General features: G+C 70.0%; 13 protein-coding genes. 12 read left to right on the forward strand and 1 reads right to left on the reverse strand.

Annotation, left to right across the window (positions count from 1 at the left end; all coding sequences use genetic code 11):
* Nucleotides 1-137 precede the first annotated feature (137 nt).
* The 4 genes from ACQPXM_RS18125 to ACQPXM_RS18140 all read left to right on the forward strand — a co-directional run bounded on the left by ACQPXM_RS18125 (nucleotide 138) and on the right by ACQPXM_RS18140 (nucleotide 4,646).
* Complete coding sequence (locus tag ACQPXM_RS18125) at nucleotides 138-1,013, forward strand: SGNH/GDSL hydrolase family protein (RefSeq protein WP_432951043.1); 876 nt, start codon at nucleotides 138-140, stop codon at nucleotides 1,011-1,013.
* Between the two features lie 73 nt (nucleotides 1,014-1,086).
* On the forward strand, nucleotides 1,087-1,992 hold the full coding sequence (locus ACQPXM_RS18130) for a phosphotransferase family protein (RefSeq protein ID WP_432950069.1): 906 nt from the start codon (nucleotides 1,087-1,089) through the stop codon (nucleotides 1,990-1,992).
* A 250-nt stretch (nucleotides 1,993-2,242) separates the two neighbouring features.
* Nucleotides 2,243-3,733: a 30S ribosomal protein S1 gene (rpsA, locus tag ACQPXM_RS18135; RefSeq protein WP_432950071.1), complete on the forward strand. Its 1,491-nt coding sequence runs from the start codon at nucleotides 2,243-2,245 to the stop codon at nucleotides 3,731-3,733.
* Nucleotides 3,734-3,806: 73 nt separating this feature from the next.
* Entirely contained in the window at nucleotides 3,807-4,646 is an 840-nt protein-coding gene (locus tag ACQPXM_RS18140; protein WP_432950073.1) for a GNAT family N-acetyltransferase, read from the forward strand.
* Between the two features lie 25 nt (nucleotides 4,647-4,671).
* On the opposite strand, the gene ACQPXM_RS18145 is transcribed toward ACQPXM_RS18140, so the two are convergent.
* Nucleotides 4,672-7,431, reverse strand: coding sequence for a BTAD domain-containing putative transcriptional regulator (locus ACQPXM_RS18145; protein WP_432950075.1), 2,760 nt, complete (start codon nucleotides 7,429-7,431; stop codon nucleotides 4,672-4,674).
* A gap of 151 nt (nucleotides 7,432-7,582) precedes the next feature.
* Between ACQPXM_RS18145 and coaE the strand changes: the two genes are divergently transcribed.
* The 8 genes from coaE (at nucleotide 7,583) to ACQPXM_RS18185 (ending at nucleotide 16,324) form a co-directional block, all read left to right on the forward strand.
* Nucleotides 7,583-8,203, forward strand: coding sequence for a dephospho-CoA kinase (gene coaE, locus ACQPXM_RS18150; RefSeq protein ID WP_432950077.1), 621 nt, complete (start codon nucleotides 7,583-7,585; stop codon nucleotides 8,201-8,203).
* 81 nt (nucleotides 8,204-8,284) lie between these two features.
* On the forward strand, nucleotides 8,285-9,442 hold the full coding sequence (locus tag ACQPXM_RS18155; protein ID WP_432950079.1) for a PrsW family intramembrane metalloprotease: 1,158 nt from the start codon (nucleotides 8,285-8,287) through the stop codon (nucleotides 9,440-9,442).
* A complete protein-coding gene (locus ACQPXM_RS18160; protein WP_432950081.1) occupies nucleotides 9,439-10,449 on the forward strand; it encodes a hypothetical protein in 1,011 nt (336 codons plus the stop codon). Before ACQPXM_RS18155 ends, ACQPXM_RS18160 begins: the two co-directional genes overlap by 4 nt.
* Nucleotides 10,446-11,525, forward strand: a complete 1,080-nt coding sequence (locus tag ACQPXM_RS18165; RefSeq protein ID WP_432950083.1) for a hypothetical protein — start codon at nucleotides 10,446-10,448, stop codon at nucleotides 11,523-11,525. The genes ACQPXM_RS18160 and ACQPXM_RS18165 overlap by 4 nt, the downstream gene beginning before the upstream one ends.
* A 40-nt stretch (nucleotides 11,526-11,565) precedes the next feature.
* Entirely contained in the window at nucleotides 11,566-12,378 is an 813-nt protein-coding gene (locus ACQPXM_RS18170; RefSeq protein ID WP_432950085.1) for a hypothetical protein, read from the forward strand.
* A gap of 56 nt (nucleotides 12,379-12,434) precedes the next feature.
* On the forward strand, nucleotides 12,435-14,540 hold the full coding sequence (gene uvrB, locus ACQPXM_RS18175) for an excinuclease ABC subunit UvrB (protein ID WP_432950087.1): 2,106 nt from the start codon (nucleotides 12,435-12,437) through the stop codon (nucleotides 14,538-14,540).
* 506 nt (nucleotides 14,541-15,046) lie between these two features.
* The gene (locus ACQPXM_RS18180; protein WP_432950090.1) at nucleotides 15,047-15,910 is read left to right on the forward strand and encodes a M23 family metallopeptidase; all 864 of its coding nucleotides are present in this window, start codon (nucleotides 15,047-15,049) and stop codon (nucleotides 15,908-15,910) included.
* Between the two features lie 69 nt (nucleotides 15,911-15,979).
* Nucleotides 15,980-16,324, forward strand: a complete 345-nt coding sequence (locus ACQPXM_RS18185) for an MmcQ/YjbR family DNA-binding protein (RefSeq protein WP_432950092.1) — start codon at nucleotides 15,980-15,982, stop codon at nucleotides 16,322-16,324.
* Nucleotides 16,325-16,358: the final 34 nt, after the last annotated feature.

Here is a 16,358-nt window from a genome sequence, read left to right on the forward strand (position 1 = left end):
CCCAACGCGGACGACACGGTTCCGAGGGCTTGCCGAAAAGGTGACCGTTGTTCATGCTGGTCCGCACGCGAGCTGTTACCGGTCGGTCACTTAACGTTGAAGGCGGCGACATGCAGAAGAGATCAGTACGTACGCGGATGGTTGCGGTGCTCGCTGCGACGGGCCTGTTGGCCGCGGGTCCGGTGACGACGCAGGCCTCGGCCGAGACCGCGGCCACGCCGATGGTCTACGTCGCGATGGGCGACTCGTTCGCCGCCGGTTCGCTGGTGCTGCCGGCCAAGGAGGTGCTGACCTGCGCGCGTTCCGCGGTCAACTACGCCTCGTTGATCGCCGCGCAACTGAAGCCCGCGAAGTTCCGCGACGTGACGTGTGGTGGCGCGACCACCGCACACTTCGCGAACCCGCAGTCCGGGATCATCGCGGGGACCGCGGCACCGCAGTACGACGCCCTGAGCGAGGACACCACGGTGGTCTCGGTCGGGATCGGCGGCAACGACGTCGGCCTGGTCGGGCTCGCGCTCTCGTGTGTGAACCTGCTGCCGCCGGGCGTCGGGACGTCCTGCAAGGCGACCAACACCGCGGGCGGCGTGGACCGGCTCGCGCAGAAGATCGACGCCTTCGCGCCGGCGTACGGCACGGTGATCGAGCGGATCCGGCAGCGCGCGCCGCACGCGACGATCCTGATGGTCGGCTACCCGACCGGGATCAAGAAGGGCGGCTGCTGGCCGTTCGTCCCGGTGTGGGGCACGGACGCGGACTACCTGCAGGCCGCGTTGACCCGGTTGAACCTGCGGATGGCGGAGCAGGCGAACGCGCACGGAGCGACGTACGTCGACCTGGCGACACCGAGCGTCGGTCACGACATGTGCAAGCCGGCCGGGACGCGGTGGATCGAGGGTCTGATCCCGAGCGCGACCACGAACGGCCTGGTGCCGCTGCATCCGAACGCGGCCGGCCTGCGCAACGCGGTGCCGCCGATCCTGGCGGCGATCGGTACGCCGGCGACGGTCTGACCGCCGCCGGATCTGACCCGCCCGAGATCCAGCCGGCACCGGTGAGTCGGCCGGTGCTGGCAGGATCGGGCGGGTGGATGGGTTCGAGGCGATCGCGGCCAGCGCAGTTCCGTTGACCGGTGGGTACGGCGGCGAGACGTTCGCGGTCAGTGCCGCCGGCGAGGACGCCGTACTGAAGCTGTACGCGCGGCGGCCGGACCGGGCTGCCGTCGACGCGGCGTTGCTTCGGCTGGTGCGCGGGCTGCTGCCGGTGCCGCGGGTGCTGGATGCGCAAGTCGACCAGGTGGGCGGCGATCCGACGTACTTGCTGACCGAGCGACTGCCCGGGATCAACCTGCAGGACTTCCTGGAGACGGCCGATGAGCGGCAGCGGGAGTCGATCGGGGTGCAGTTGGGGGAGCTGCTGGTCCGGCTGAGTGGGATGCCCTTCCTGAGCTTCGGGGAGTTCCACGGCAGCGAGCTGCGGATCGAGTCGTTCGGATCGGGTGGGCTCGCGCAGTGGCTGAACCACCACGTCGAGTCCTTCGGGCTGACGCGCGAGCAAGTGGACAGTCTGCGCAAGGTGATCGACCGGGCCGAGGATCTGGCCGACAGCGGGGTGGACCGGTTCTGCCTGGTGCACAGCGACTTCAACGCGAAGAACCTGCTGGTCGACCCGGAGACGGCCAGGATCACCGGGCTGGTCGACTGGGAGTTCGCGCACGCCGGTTCGCCGTACGCCGATCTGGGCAACCTGCTGCGGTTCGGTGCGGATCCGGTGCTGGAGCGGGCCGCGCTGCGGGTCGTCCGGGAGACCGGTCCGGACCTGGGCGACCGCCTGGTCGAGCGGAGCCGGGCGGCCGATCTGTGGGCGCTGATCGACCTCGCCGCGCGCACCGGGCAGAACCCGGTGACCACCGCCGCGCACTCGCTGATCACCCGGATGGCCGACACGGGGGACCTGGCCGCGGGCCGCCCGGACCCGGACGTCGTACATTGAGAGCAGTAGGACGTCGGGTGACCTCGGCGGGCGGCCGGTAGCGACCGGGTGCCCCGGGTTGTGCTGCCCGAGCCGGAACCCGTATTCTGTGAGATGCGCTATGGGCCTGCGCGACCTCGGACGGAGTAGGCTCGTGCTCGCAGCAGTCGGTTGGTGATTCTGTCCTCTCAGAGCTTTCCAGCGGTTTGGTGCGATCCAACGGCCCGTGCGCACCCGCACGACACCATCAGCCCACGGAGCAACCCACCACATGACGGCCAGCATCGAGGCACCTCTCGACCCCGCAGTGCGCACCACCCCGCAGGTAGCGGTCAATGACATCGGGTCGGAGGAAGACTTCCTCGCGGCGATCGATCAGACCATCAAGTACTTCAACGACGGCGACATCGTTGAGGGGACCATCGTCAAGGTCGACCGGGACGAGGTCCTGCTCGACATCGGTTACAAGACCGAAGGCGTCATCCCGTCGCGCGAGCTGTCGATCAAGCACGACGTCGACCCGAACGAGGTCGTCAACGTCGGCGATCACGTCGAGGCCCTGGTTCTCCAGAAGGAGGACAAGGAAGGCCGTCTGATCCTCTCGAAGAAGCGCGCCCAGTACGAGAAGGCCTGGGGCACGATCGAGAAGATCAAGGAAGAGGACGGCGTCGTCACCGGTACCGTCATCGAGGTCGTCAAGGGTGGCCTCATCCTGGACATCGGCCTGCGCGGCTTCCTGCCCGCCTCCCTGGTCGAGATGCGCCGGGTCCGCGACCTCCAGCCGTACGTCGGCCAGGAGATCGAGGCCAAGATCATCGAGCTGGACAAGAACCGCAACAACGTGGTCCTGTCCCGCCGGGCGTGGCTGGAGCAGACGCAGTCCGAGGTGCGGATGAACTTCCTCACCCAGCTGCAGAAGGGCCAGATCCGCAAGGGTGTCGTCTCCTCGATCGTCAACTTCGGTGCGTTCGTGGACCTGGGTGGCGTCGACGGTCTGGTGCACGTCTCCGAGCTGTCCTGGAAGCACATCGACCACCCGACCGAGGTCGTCGAGGTCGGCCAGGAGGTCACCGTCGAGGTGCTGGACGTCGACATGGACCGCGAGCGCGTCTCGCTGTCGCTGAAGGCGACCCAGGAAGACCCGTGGCAGCAGTTCGCCCGGACCCACCAGATGGGCCAGATCGTGCCCGGCAAGGTCACCAAGCTGGTTCCGTTCGGTGCGTTCGTCCGGGTCGAGGAGGGCATCGAGGGTCTGGTGCACATCTCCGAGCTGGCCGAGCGTCACGTCGAGATCCCGGAGCAGGTCGTCCAGGTCAACGACGACACGATGGTCAAGATCATCGACATCGACCTCGAGCGTCGCCGGATCTCGCTGTCGCTGAAGCAGGCCAACGAGGGGCTGGACCCGGTCTCCGACGACTTCGACCCCACGCTGTACGGCATGGCGGCGACGTACGACGAGCAGGGCAACTACGTCTACCCCGACGGCTTCGACCCCGAGACCGGCGAGTGGCTCGAGGGCTTCGACAAGCAGCGTGAGGAGTGGGAGCGGCAGTACGCCGAGGCCCACGCGCGCTGGGAGGCCCACAAGAAGCAGATCGAGGACGCCAAGACGGCCGACGTCGAGGCCGGCGAGGCGTCGACGTACTCCTCCGCCACCGGCGGCGGCGCGGCTCCGAAGGACGACGCTCCCGCCGAGGGCGCGCTCGCTTCCGACGAGGCGCTCCAGGCTCTGCGCGAGAAGCTGACCGGCCAGGGCTGATCCACCTGCAGGACCCGAGACCCCCGCACCCCCGTACTGGGTGCGGGGGTCTCGCCCGTTTCCGGGAGGACGCATGCCGCTCCGGCCCTACCGCCGTACCGACGAGCACGCCGTGCTCGCCCTGATCGAGGCCGACCGCCTGACCGGCCAGCCGCGCACCACTCCCGCGATGCTGGCCGAAGCGCTCTCCGGCCGATCGCCGGTGGACAGCAGTTTCTGGACCGAGCTGGATCCGCCTGTTACCGAGGTGCTCGTCGAGGACGGGGTGCTCGGTGTCATCTCGTACGCCGTGCGCCCGTCCGATCAGGCCGGGGTGATCCTGTGGCTGCACTGCCGCGAAGCACCTGATTTAGCCGCCGCGCTGATCGCCCACGCCCTCGATCGCCTCGGGCAGCGCGCGATCTTCGCCTTCGACTTCGCCTCCGCGCTGGGTCTCGGACTGGAAGCCCTGCCGGTACGGCATCGCCCTGCGACCCGCGACGCCTTGATCGCGGCCGGGTTCGTCGGCGAGGACCTGTGGAGCTATCTGCACACACGATTGCCGCTGCCGGGTCTGCCGATTGCCGGCGTCGAGGTTCGCCCCAGCGAAGAGCCGGGACGGTTGCAGCTGGACCTTGTGCGGGACGGGAACGTCGTCGCGGAGGCGACGGTGGGCGAACCCGTCGGTGGAGTCGGCGTGCTCTGGTGGATCGCCGTCGCATCCGCCTTCCGCCGCAAGGGACTGGGGGCCCAGCTGCTCGGAGCGGCGGCGGAAGTCCTGGCGGCTCGAGGTGCGCACGAGGTGATCCTGTTCGTCGACGACGACGCACCGGGCGATCCGGATCGGGACCGGTCGGCGGCGAAGCGGCTGTACGCACGGGCTGGGTTCCGGGAGGTCGACCGCCTGTGGTCGTGGCGACGGACCGGGCGCTGACTGCGCTTGAACTGCTGGGGAAGCCTCAGCCTTGAGCTGCCAGGAGAGCTGACAGCGTCGCGGGATTGAGCTCCGGCGAGCCCCGGAGACCGTTCTCGGTGAGGACGGTGAGAGCCTCACGCCAGTACCGGCGGGCCTGGGGGAGATCGCCGAGCTGTCGGTGGGCGTGGCCCAGGCTGGTCAGGCAGACGGACTCGCCCCAGCGGTCGGAGAGGGCTCGGCTGATCTCCAGGGACTCCTGGTAGTAGCGAATCGCGGTGGCCTGGTTCCCGCCGGCCAGCTGGGCCGAGGCGAGCGTGCTCAGGGCGAACGACTCCGCGCGACGCTCGCCGGCCGCGTGGTTCAGCCGGATGGAGCGTTCGGCCGCTTCGATGGCCTGCCGGTGGTGGCCGTCGGCCAGGTAGACCTCAGCCAGGCTCGCCAGGTTGCGGGCGACCTCGACCTCGCAGCCGAACTTCTCCAGCGCCTCGATGGCCTGCTGGTGGTGCTTGATCGCGGCCGGGCGGTCATCGGCGTACCGGTACATCCGGCCGAGATCGGTGAGCACGGCGGCCCGGGACCGCTCGGCACCGATCGAGTCGAACAGCTTCAGCGCGTGGGTCAGGTACTCGGACGTCTTGGGGATGTTCCGGCGCTGCAGGTACGCGCTGCCGAGGCCTTGCGCCAGCGCGGCTTCCCCCGCGACGTCACCCGTACGCCGGGCCGCCTCCAGCCCGACCTGCTGCAACTCGAAGAGCTCGTCGATCGCGCGCAGGTAGATCAGGTACGGCCAGAGCGAGAAGACCAGCCGGTACGCCGCCCGGTCGTGCCCGTGCCGGACCGCGTCGTGCACCGCGGCGATCAGGACGTGGCGTTCCGCGGTGAACCAGTCGGCCGCCTTCGCCGTCTCGTCGAACGTCAGCGGAACGACGCCGGGCAGGGGCGGGCCGAAGTCCAGCAGGGGTTCCAACCGCTCCAGCGCGGCCTTGCCGTTGCGGGCGGAGCGCGCGTACCAGTCAAGCAGCCGGGCGCGAGCATCCTCACGTTCCTCGGCCTGCTGAACCAGAGTGTTGGAGTAGAGCCGCAGCAGGTCGTGCAGTTGATACCTGCTGCCGGGTTGCTCGAGCAGATGTGCACCGACAAGCCCGTCCAAGTACTGCGCGGCTTGGCTCTTGCCGACCGCGGCGAGCGCGGCAGCGGCGTCCAGGCTGATGTCCTGCGCCGGCTGCAGTCCGAGCAGCCGAAACATCCGCGCCTGCTCGGGCGCGAGCACCTGGTACGACCAGTCGAAGACCACCCGCAGTGCACCGTCGTCGTCCTCGTCGACGTCCAGCACACCCAGCCGGTCCGGGTGATCTCGCAACTCACCGATCAGCGCCCGTACGCCGGTCGCCGGTTCCCTGGTGACGCGTTCGGCCGCGATCGCCAGCGCCAGCGGCAGCTGTCCACACAGCTCGGCCAGCTCAGCGACTTCCGCCGGGCTCGCCCGCACCTGATGCGGCTGAAAGGTCGCCATCAGGTACGCAGCCGCATCGTCGGCGCCGAATCGGTCCAGCGCGACCCGGTGGGCTCCCTCCCGTGCGGCCAGTGACCGCAACTGACTCCGGCTGGTGATGAGCACGAGACAGCCCGGCCCGGGAAGCAGCGGCCGCACCTGCTCGGCGTCGCGAGCGTTGTCGAGCAGGAGCAGCACCTGGCGCTGCGCGAGCACCGTGCGCAGCATCGCCGTACGGGCCGGGCCGCGGTCGGGGATCTGGTCGCCGGATACGCCGAGGCCGCGCAACAGAAGCTCCAGCGCGACATCTGGTGGCATGGGATCGCCCGGGCCGTAGCCCTGCAGGTTGAGGTACAGCTGGCCGTCCGGGAAGCGATCGGCGACCCGGTGCGCCCAGTGCAGCGCCAGCGAGGTCTTGCCGACTCCACCTTGTCCGTGGATCGCGAGGATGGTCAGGGCTCCGTCCGTACCGGGCACTGCGCCCAGAGCGTCTAGCCGAGCCAGAGCCTCCGCCCGGCCGGTGAAGCGTGCTGGACCAGGCGGGAGCTGCCGCGGCGCCTGCGACGACTGCCGGGCAGGAGGTTTGGGTTCGGTGGCCTGCAGCAACTCGGCATGCAGACCGCGCAGCTCGGCCTCCGGGTCGACGCCGAGCTCGTCGGCCAGGCGGCGCCGCAGTTCGTCGTACAGGGTGAGTGCCTCGGCCGGTCTGCCTGAGCGGCTGAGGGCGGTGAGCAACCGGCGCCAGAGTGATTCGCGGAGCGGGTGTTTGGCCGTCAGCTCGCGCAAGGCAGGCAGGACCACGTCGTGGCGACCGGCGGCGAGGTCCAGGTCGATCTGGCGCTCGGTGGCGGTCAGGTAGGCCTCGGTCAGCCGGGGAGCCTGCTCGCGGTCGAGCCAGTCCGAGCGGATGCCGCCGAACGGCTCACCGCGCCACAAGGCCAGTGCTTCGGTCAGCAACTCGTGCTCGACCTTCGGGTTGGTTGCGCGGGTGGCGTCCTCGACCAGCTGTGCGAAGAGCAGGGCGTCGACCTGCCGCGGCTCGACTCGCAGGGCATAGCCGCCCGGAGTGGTGTCGACTCGGACCTCGGGTCCGAGCAGTGTGCGGAGCCGGGCGACGGTGGTGTGCACGCTGGCTCGCAGGTTCGCCGGCGGGGCGTCACCCCACAGCCGCTGACCGATGGCGTCGACCGACACAGACTCCGGTACGGCGAGCGCGAGCACCGCCAGCAGCGTCCGGACCCGACCGGTCAGCCCAGGCAGCGGCTCGTCGCCGCGCCGCGCCTCGAACGGCCCGAGCAGCCGGATCTCCACGTCGGTCCTCCTGTCCGCTCGCCGGTGCGCCCATTCTCGGGGACGGCTGTGCTTTTGGCCTCGCTCCGCTCGGCGGGTCATGGGGCTTTGTCTCCCATGACTTTCGTCCACTCTTCGTTCGGCGGCCGGATGGGCTGGATAGGGTGCACGGGTGCTGAGAGTCGGATTGACCGGGGGAATCGGATCGGGCAAGAGCTCGGTGTCGCAACGGCTGGCGGAGCGCGGCGCCGTGGTGATCGACTCCGACGTGCTGGCGCGGGAGGTGGTCGCGCGCGGGACGGACGGCCTGGCCGAGGTGGTCGCCGCGTTCGGGGACGGCGTCCTGACGGCCGACGGCGAGCTGGATCGGCCGGCGGTCGGCAAGCTCGTGTTCGGAGACGAGGTGGCCCGGCGCAAGTTGGAGGCGGTCATCCATCCCCGGGTCCGGGCGCGCGCCGCCGAGATCGAGCGGGCGGCGCCGGGCGACGCGGTGGTCGTGCACGACATCCCGCTGCTGGTGGAGACCGGGCAGGCGGACAAGTTCGACCTGGTGCTGGTGGTCGACGTACCGGTCGAGGTGCAGGTCGAGCGGCTGACCACGCAGCGCGGGATGGCCGAGGACGAGGCGCGGCGGCGGATCGCGAGTCAGGCGACGCGCGAGGACCGGCTGGCGGCCGCGGACGTCGTAATCGACAACGCGGGCACTCTGGACGACCTGGACCGGCGCATCGACGCGGTCTGGGCGGAGCTGACCGCCCGGCGAACAGGCCACGGTCCGGACACGAACGCTTGACCCTTGCGCGGGAAATGATGAAATCCGGCCGGTCTGTACGAGAATCACGCCGGTCCCGCACGACCTAGCTGAGGAGGAAGCGTGGAGTGTCCGCGCTGCGGCTCTGAGGTCCCCGACGTCTCGCAGTTCTGCCACCACTGTGGCACCGGACTGCACTCGACGGACCCCGGGCGCAAGAACGCGTACGCCGCCAGGCCGGACGAGCCCGTGGCGTCGTTCCGGCTGGTGTCGACGATCATGCCGCAGGGCTCCGGCCGGCAGCCGTACACCTACAAGGTCGCGCTCGGCGTCGCGCTGCTGCTCACGGTGGTGGCCGCGGCGCTCGGTGCGCTGCCGGTGGCGATCATGGTGGCCGCCTTCGCGATCCCGATCGTCTACATCCTCTACCTGTACGACGTGAACCTCTGGGAGGACGAGCCGATCCCGGTCGTCGCGGCGGCGTTCCTGCTGACCGGCGTACTGGCGGCTGTCTTCACCTGGCTGTGGTCGGACCGGATCGGTCTGACGCTGGACACCATCGGCAGCAACGACGCCGGTCCGGCCGGGCGTGACCTGCTGATCCTGCTGCTGCTCGTCCCGGTCGTGTCGGTACTGATCCAGCAGGCAGGACCGCTCTACCTGGCCTCCCGGCCGCGCTACGACGACCTGATGGACGGCTTCACCTTCGGTGTGGTCGCCGGTGTCGGGTTCGCCTGCTTCGAGACGCTGGTGCTGCACTGGGGGTGGATCAGCGGTGGATTCACCGGTCCTGGCTCCGGTGCGGGCACGTGGATCTCGATCGTCGTGCTGCAAGGGTTCGTGAAGCCGCTCATCTACGGGTCGGCGGCCGGACTGGCTGTCGCCGAGTTCTCCGGACTGGGCGAGGGCTACGACGGGTTCACTCCGCGCTGGGTGATCGGCGTGCTGCAGGCGATCGCGGTGAACGCGCTGTTCCAGGGTGGTGTGTACCTGCTCGGTTTCGTCGGCGGACAAGGCTCCTGGATCGGGGCGATCCTCGGTGTGGTCTGGGGCCTACTGCTGCTCGGAGCGTTGATCGTGCTGGTCCGGACCGTGCTGCACAAGGGACTGCTGGAGGCGGCGTTGGAGTCGGCCGCTCGTGGCGGGTCGAACCACGCGTCCGGTGAGCTGGGATTCTGCACCCGGTGCGAGATGCCGCTGCTGCCGCAGTCGGACTTCTGCTCGGCGTGCGGCAACGCGGTGCGGTCGGTGCCCAAGTCGGAGCGAGGGGTCGTGGCATGAGCAACCAGCAACCGCCGTACCAGGGCCGGCCGCCGTACCAGGGGCCGCCTCCGCAGCAGGGTCAGCCGCCGTACCAAGGGCCGCCTCCGCAGCAGGGACAGCCGCCGTACCAGGGACCGCCTCCGCAGCAGGGGCAGCCGCCGTACGGGCCGCCGCCGCAGCAGCGTCCGCCCTATCAAGGGCCGCCGCAGCCGTACGGGCCGCCTGCGCAGCAGCCGCCGTACCAAGGACCGCCGCCGCAGCAACCGCCGTACCAGCAGGGACCGCCGCAGTACCAGGGGCAGCCGCCGTACCAGCAGCAGTACCCGCCGCAGGGGTTCCCGGGCGGGCCGCCGCCGCAGCAGTGGGATCCGCAGGGACCGCAGTTCCAGCGCGGTGGTGGTCGGGGCCAGGGCAGCAAGAAGATCCTGTTGCTGGCCGGCGGGGCGCTCACCGTGGTCGTGGTGATCGGTGTCGTGCTGGCGCTGATCTTCGGCCGTGGTGACGACAACAACGTCCAGCCCGACCCGAACCCGCAGCCGACCGGTCAGCCCACTCAGGGCGCCGACAAGGGCATCGAGGTCGGGGAGGGCGTCTTCGTCGATCCGGCCGCGGGGTACCTTCGCAGGACGCTGAAGGAGTTCAAGGGCGTCTACCTGCTCAAGCAGGGGGAGGGCTACTTCATGGTGCAGACCGTCAAGGCGGGCAGCGACACCGCGGACACCGTGCTGCCGGTGCTGATCGCGAGCGAGCGCAAGGCGCGGCCGACCGGGTTCAAGGTCAAAGAGGTGCAGCGCGACGCTCCTGGCCCGGACGAGAAGAGCCCGGTGAAGCAGGTCTCCACCCAGGCGTTCCAATCCATCGCGACCGGGCAGGCCGGGAGCTTCGGCGTGGTCGGGTTCGTCGGCGTGATCGAGCGCAACGACGGGATCATGACGATCGTTCAGGTGTACGGCCGGCAGGACAAGTCCGCGACGTTGCAGCCGGACGCCACTGCCATGTTCAGGTCGGTGGTTGCGAGCCAGTGAGCAACAAGCGCGACAAGGGCCCGGCCGACAACCCCTGGGTCCGCAAGACCGATCCGGCCGACGACGAGGGCGCGGCTCCGCAGGAGGAGCTGCCGCCGTCCCCGTGGTCGCTGGACGTACCGCCGCGCCCACCGCAGTCGGGCACTCCGGCCCACGGCGGCTGGGGCCGGGCCGAGCCGGCGCAGCCCACCACCCCCGACACCGGTGCAGCCGGTACGTCGGGCGCCGGTGGCTGGGGACAGGCCGGTGACGCCGGCGCGGCCGGGGGCAGTGCGGGCGGCTGGGGGAGCGCCAGTTCTGGTCTGCCGGGCGCAGGTGGCGGTCCTGGCCAGGCCGGGGTGACCGGTCCGGCCGGCACGGGTGCCAGTGGCTGGTCCGGCGATGCTGCCGGTGGTGCGACCCAGACCAGCTCCTCCTGGGGCGACAAGGTCGGTCCGCCGTCGCTGCGCCGCCCGGAGCCGGTGAAGAAGAAGCCGCCGGTCCCGCCGTTGCTGCTGCCGCTGGCCGGTGGCATCGCGGTCGTGCTGCTGGTCGCCGTCGCGCTCGTCGTACTGACCGGTGGGGACGACAAGGCCAAGAACCCGACACCGGCCCCGACCGTGACCACGCCGCCCGCCTCGACGTACACGCCGCCCGCCAACGCGATCGCCGTCGACCACGGCGTCTCGATCGTCCCGGTGGCCGGCTGGAGCGTGTTCGCCAGCGAGAAGCAGGGCAAGCAGCTCGTCACCTACGCCCCGAACCGCGAGCCGCGCGCGTTCCTGTGGGTCCGGCAGAAGCTCAACGTCTCGGCCCAGACCTACCTGCTCGCCATCGTCGAGGGCGAGACCGAGAAGGACATCGCCCAGCTCGGCGCCGTACGGAACCTGCCGTGCCCGCGCGACGTCTTGGTGGAGTGCGTCGCGATCAGCTACACCTCCGACACCAAGGAGGGCAAGGTCAAGGGCTCGGTCGAGGCGTACCGGCGCAAGGACGGCGTGGTGACCGCGCTGGACTTCCGCAGCCGCGCGGACTACGCGGCCAAGGCCGAGTCCGACGCGGCACCGATGAAGCAGTCGGTCATCGACAGTCTGTGACCACCCCGCTCAACCAGACGACACATCGCGAGAGGCCCAGATGAGTCAGCAGTACGGACCTCCCCAGCAGCAGCCGCCGTACCAGCCGCAGTACCCGCCGGGCGGTCCGGGCGGTCCGGGCGGTTGGGGACCTGGTCCCGGCTACCCGCCGCAGTTCCGGCCGGGCGGCCGGAAGAACCGGCGCACCCAGTGGATCGTGATCTGCGGCGCGGTGCTGGCCGTCGTACTGATCGCGACCGGTGCGGTCCTGCTGGTCACGTCGGGCCAGAAGGACGAGACGGCCGCGCCGCCTCCCGCCAACACGCTGACGCCGGCGCCGGTCGGCACGCTGTACACGCCGCCGACGCCGTCGCCGACCAAGACCGAGATCACTAAGGGCCCGTACGACAAGGGCGTGGAGATCGGCGGGGGAGTCTGGTTCACGCCGGCGAAGGGCTGGATCAAGGACCCGGACACCAGCCGCTCCGGCACCAGTTACCTGCTGCCCGAGCCGGGGCGGCCGGGCGCCATCGACGGGTGGTTCTGGGTCCGGCAGACCACGCTGATGGGCGCCAAGCGGTTCGCCGAGCACCTGGTCGACGTCGAGTCGAACAACCTGCACCACGTGGTGATCGGCAAGGGCGGCTTCCGCAAGTGCCCGAACCAGGCGCTCAAGCTGTGCTACGCGACCAACTACTCCGCGGTGGTGCCGGTCAAGGGCAAGAAGTCAGTGGTGTTCTCCGGGTTCATCCAGACCTTCGAGGACCACACCGGGCAGACCACGGCGACCGACTCGGCCCTGCAGCGCGAGGTCTGGGCGCAGCGCAAGCAGGAGATCCTGAACATGAACGGGACCCTGGTCCGCTCCTTCTGAGCGCCCGGCGGCCGCTCGCTCGAAAACTGTCGGGGGGTGCCCGTACCGTGGAGGGCATGAGACAGGTCTCGGATCTCCAGCGTATGGTCGCCCCGCTCAAGGTGGTGGCGGACTTCGAGCCGGCGGGTGACCAGCCGGCCGCGATCGACGAGCTCGAGCGCCGGATCAACGCCGGCGAGCAGGACGTCGTCCTGCTCGGCGCCACCGGTACGGGCAAGACGGCGACGATGGCCTGGCTGGCCGAGCGGATCCAGCGCCCGATGCTGATCCTGCAGCCGAACAAGACGCTGGCCGCCCAGTTCGCCAACGAGCTGCGCCAGTTCTTTCCCGACAACGCGGTCGAGTACTTCGTCTCGTACTACGACTACTACCAGCCCGAGGCGTACGTCCCGCAGACCGACACCTACATCGAGAAGGACTCCTCGATCAACGAGGAGGTCGAGCGGCTGCGGCACTCCGCAACCTGGTCGCTGCTGACCCGCCGCGACGTGATCGTGGTCGCGACGGTGTCCTGCATCTACGGTCTGGGCTCGGCCGACGAGTACCTGAACCGGATGATCCACGTGAAGGTCGGCGACGAGACCGACCGCGACGGGCTGCTGCGCAAGCTGGTCGGCGTGCAGTACGCGCGCAACGACCTGGCCGGCACCCGCGGCACGTTCCGGGTCCGCGGCGACACCCTCGAGGTCTTCCCGGTGTACCAGGAGCTCGCGGTCCGGGTGGAGTTCTTCGGCGACGAGATCGAGCGGCTGATGACGCTGCACCCGCTGACCGGTGAGGTGCTCAGCGAGGAGGACGAGCTCTACATCGGCGCCGCGACGCACTACGTCACCGCGCCGGAGAAGATGGAGCGCGCGATCAACTCGATCGAGGCGGAGCTGGCCGAGCGGCTGGCCGAGCTGGAGCGCGGCGGTCAGCTGCTGGAGGCCCAGCGGCTGCGGATGCGCACGACGTACGACATCGAGATGATGCGCCAGATCGGCACCTGCTCCGGCATCGAGAACTACTCGCGCCACACCGACGGCCGCGCGCCGGGCACGGCGCCGCACTGCCTGCTGGACTACTTCCCCGAGGACTTCCTGCTGGTGATCGACGAGTCGCACGTCACCGTGCCGCAGATCGGCGGGATGTACGAGGGCGACATGTCCCGCAAGCGCACGCTGGTCGAGCACGGCTTCCGGCTGCCCTCGGCGATGGACAACCGGCCGCTGCGCTGGGAGGAGTTCCTGGAGCGGATCGGCCAGACCGTGTACCTGTCCGCGACTCCGGGGCAGTACGAGCAGGACAAGTCCGACGGCTTCGTCGAGCAGATCATCCGGCCGACCGGCCTGATCGACCCCGAGGTGATCGTCAAGCCGACCAAGGGCCAGATCGACGACCTGATCCACGAGATCCGGCTCCGGGTCGAGCGCAACGAGCGGGTCCTGGTCACCACGCTGACCAAGAAGATGTCCGAGGACCTGACCGACTACCTGCTCGAGATGGGCATCCGGACCAGGTACCTGCACAGCGAGGTCGACACCCTGCGCCGGGTCGAGCTGCTGCGCGAGCTGCGGATGGGCGAGTACGACGTCCTGGTCGGCATCAACCTGCTGCGCGAGGGTCTCGACCTGCCCGAGGTGTCGCTGGTCGCGATCCTCGACGCCGACAAGGAAGGCTTCCTGCGGTCGGGCCGGTCGCTGATCCAGACCATCGGCCGTGCCGCTCGTAACGTGTCGGGTGCGGTCTTCATGTACGCCGACAAGATCACCCCGTCGATGGAGCAGGCGATCGACGAGACCAACCGGCGGCGCGCCAAGCAGGTCGCGTACAACCTGGAGCACGGCGTCGACCCGCAGCCGCTGCGCAAGAAGATCGCCGACATCACCGACATGCTGGCCCGCGAGGACGCCGACACCGCCGAGCTGCTGGGCAACGGCCGCACGCAGTCGCGCGGCAAGGCGCCGGTGCCGGGCGGCGGCAAGGGCAAGGCGGGGGAGAAGGCGAAGGAGCTGGCCGGCGGCCTGCCGTCGTCCGATCTCGCCGATCTGATCCAGCAGCTGACCGACCAGATGCACACGGCCGCGGCCGAGCTGCAGTTCGAGGTCGCGGCCCGGTACCGCGACGAGATCTCGGAGCTGAAGAAGGAGCTGCGGCAGATGGTCAACGCCGGCGCGAAGTAGCCGGCGGGGGCTGCCCGAGTGCGAGTCGTCAAGGAATTACCACCACGGAGAGTTTCGTGGTGGTAACTGTCGGGGACAAGGTAGGTACGCTCGCCGCCCCGCGAGCGTTCCGCCCCGTCCAGATTGGCTCGCCCATGCGCACATCGCTGCGATCTCAGTTCCGTCCCCGTTCCAACCCTCCGCTCGTCGCAGGTCGTACCGGCTTGGTTCTCGCCGCCGGTCTCGGCCTGGCGTTCGCGACCAGCCTGAGCACCGCTGCCGGCGCGGCCCCGGTGCCTGACAGCGGCCCAGCTTCCGGAGCGGTCGCCCCCGCCGGATTCGAAACGTGGTCCGGAGTTGCCGTGCCGTCGAGTACGACTGCGGTCTCCGGAGTGGCCGTGCGGTCTGGAGTTGGGGCCGGGACGTCCGGGATCGGCGCGGTGGGAGCACCGGGCCCGTTGCCGGTCACCTTGCGGTCAGGGCAGCGGACGCTGTCCGACCAGTCGACTCGGTCGCTGGCTCAGGCCGTGGCTGTTGATGCGCTCGCGCAGAGCGCCGAGACGCGTGGCGCCGCGCCCGCGGTGGCCGCCTCCCGCCTGGCCGCCGCCGATCGTGAGCTCGTGGTCGACGTCAGGTCCGCGACCGCCGGCTGGGCCCGCGGCGTCGCGTACATCGAGGCGCCGAGCGTCGAGCATGCCGCGCCGCAAGGGTGGTTGTTCGTCGCGCGGTACGTCGGCGGGCGGTGGGTGACCGGGCTGGAAGGTGACCAGGAGTTCGCCGGGCTGGTGGCGACGTCTCCGCTCGTGCCGGCCGCCGAACGCGGCACCCTCAAGGCCTTCGCGGAGAAGAAGGCGACGGCCGCGAACGGCACCCTCGCCGCGACCGGTCTGCTGCTGCCCTGGATGCCGGACTACTACATGACGATGTCCGGCGGACCGCACGCCTGGGACGCCGGCTCCGGCCCCTGGAGCAGCATGGACTTCGCCGGCGGCAACGCGAGCGGCATCGTGCGCTCGTCGGGTTCCGGCACCGCGACCTCGATGTGCGGCGCGGGCGGCGGCTGGACCCGGGTGATCCACCCGAACGGGTTCTCGACGGACTACTACCACCTGCACAGCACGACGTACTACAACGGAACGGCGGTCGGGCGCAGTGCTTACCTCGGCACGATCGGCGTCGACGTGTGCGCCGGGGGAGCCGCGAGCGGCGCGCACGTCCACTGGGGCCTGCGCACGTACGACGCGAACCTGAACGGCCAGTACACCAACCTGCACGGTCGCGGGATCGGCGGCTGGACCTTCTACCACGGCGCCGCGCAGTACGGCGGCTACGCGACCCGCCTCGGCGTCACCGCCTATCCCGGCCACGCGATCTACAACCGCCTGAGCTGAACCTGCGGTTCACTGAACAGGAGCAGCGGGCGATCGGGTCCCGCTGCTCCGGATGCTCAGGAGGCGACGATGCGACTGACCGGGAAGGACCTGCTCGAGCACTGTCTGGCCCAGCCGGGAGCGTGGCAGGACGAGCCGTGGGACGGTGACGTCGTCGCGAAGGTGGGCGACAAGATCTTCGCGTTTCTCGGCGGCGAATCGGTCGGGATCAAGGCCGGCCGCAACCGCGACGAGGCCGACGAACTTGTGCACGCCTACCCGGACGACGTGTCGACGATGGCCTACATCGGCCGCTACGGGTGGAACACCGTGCGGCTGGGCGGCGCCGTACCGGACGACGAACTGCTCGAGCTGGTCGACGCGTCGTACCGGAGCGTGGTCAGCAAGCTGCCCAAGAGCCGCCGTCCCGCCTGAAGACAGCTCACCGAGCACAACCTGATCACCCGGG

It is taken from the genome of Kribbella sp. CA-253562, from assembly GCF_050942265.1.
Taxonomy (GTDB): Bacteria; Actinomycetota; Actinomycetes; order Propionibacteriales; family Kribbellaceae; genus Kribbella.

Coding starts and splice junctions, on each gene's coding strand:
- ACQPXM_RS18125 (WP_432951043.1), top strand. CDS start 138: ATGGTTGCGGTGCTCGCTGCGACGGGCCTGTTGGCCGCGGGTCCGGTG.
- rpsA (WP_432950071.1), top strand. CDS start 2,243: ATGACGGCCAGCATCGAGGCACCTCTCGACCCCGCAGTGCGCACCACC.
- ACQPXM_RS18140 (WP_432950073.1), top strand. CDS start 3,807: ATGCCGCTCCGGCCCTACCGCCGTACCGACGAGCACGCCGTGCTCGCC.
- ACQPXM_RS18160 (WP_432950081.1), top strand. CDS start 9,439: ATGAGCAACCAGCAACCGCCGTACCAGGGCCGGCCGCCGTACCAGGGG.
- ACQPXM_RS18170 (WP_432950085.1), top strand. CDS start 11,566: ATGAGTCAGCAGTACGGACCTCCCCAGCAGCAGCCGCCGTACCAGCCG.
- uvrB (WP_432950087.1), top strand. CDS start 12,435: ATGAGACAGGTCTCGGATCTCCAGCGTATGGTCGCCCCGCTCAAGGTG.
- ACQPXM_RS18185 (WP_432950092.1), top strand. CDS start 15,980: ATGCGACTGACCGGGAAGGACCTGCTCGAGCACTGTCTGGCCCAGCCG.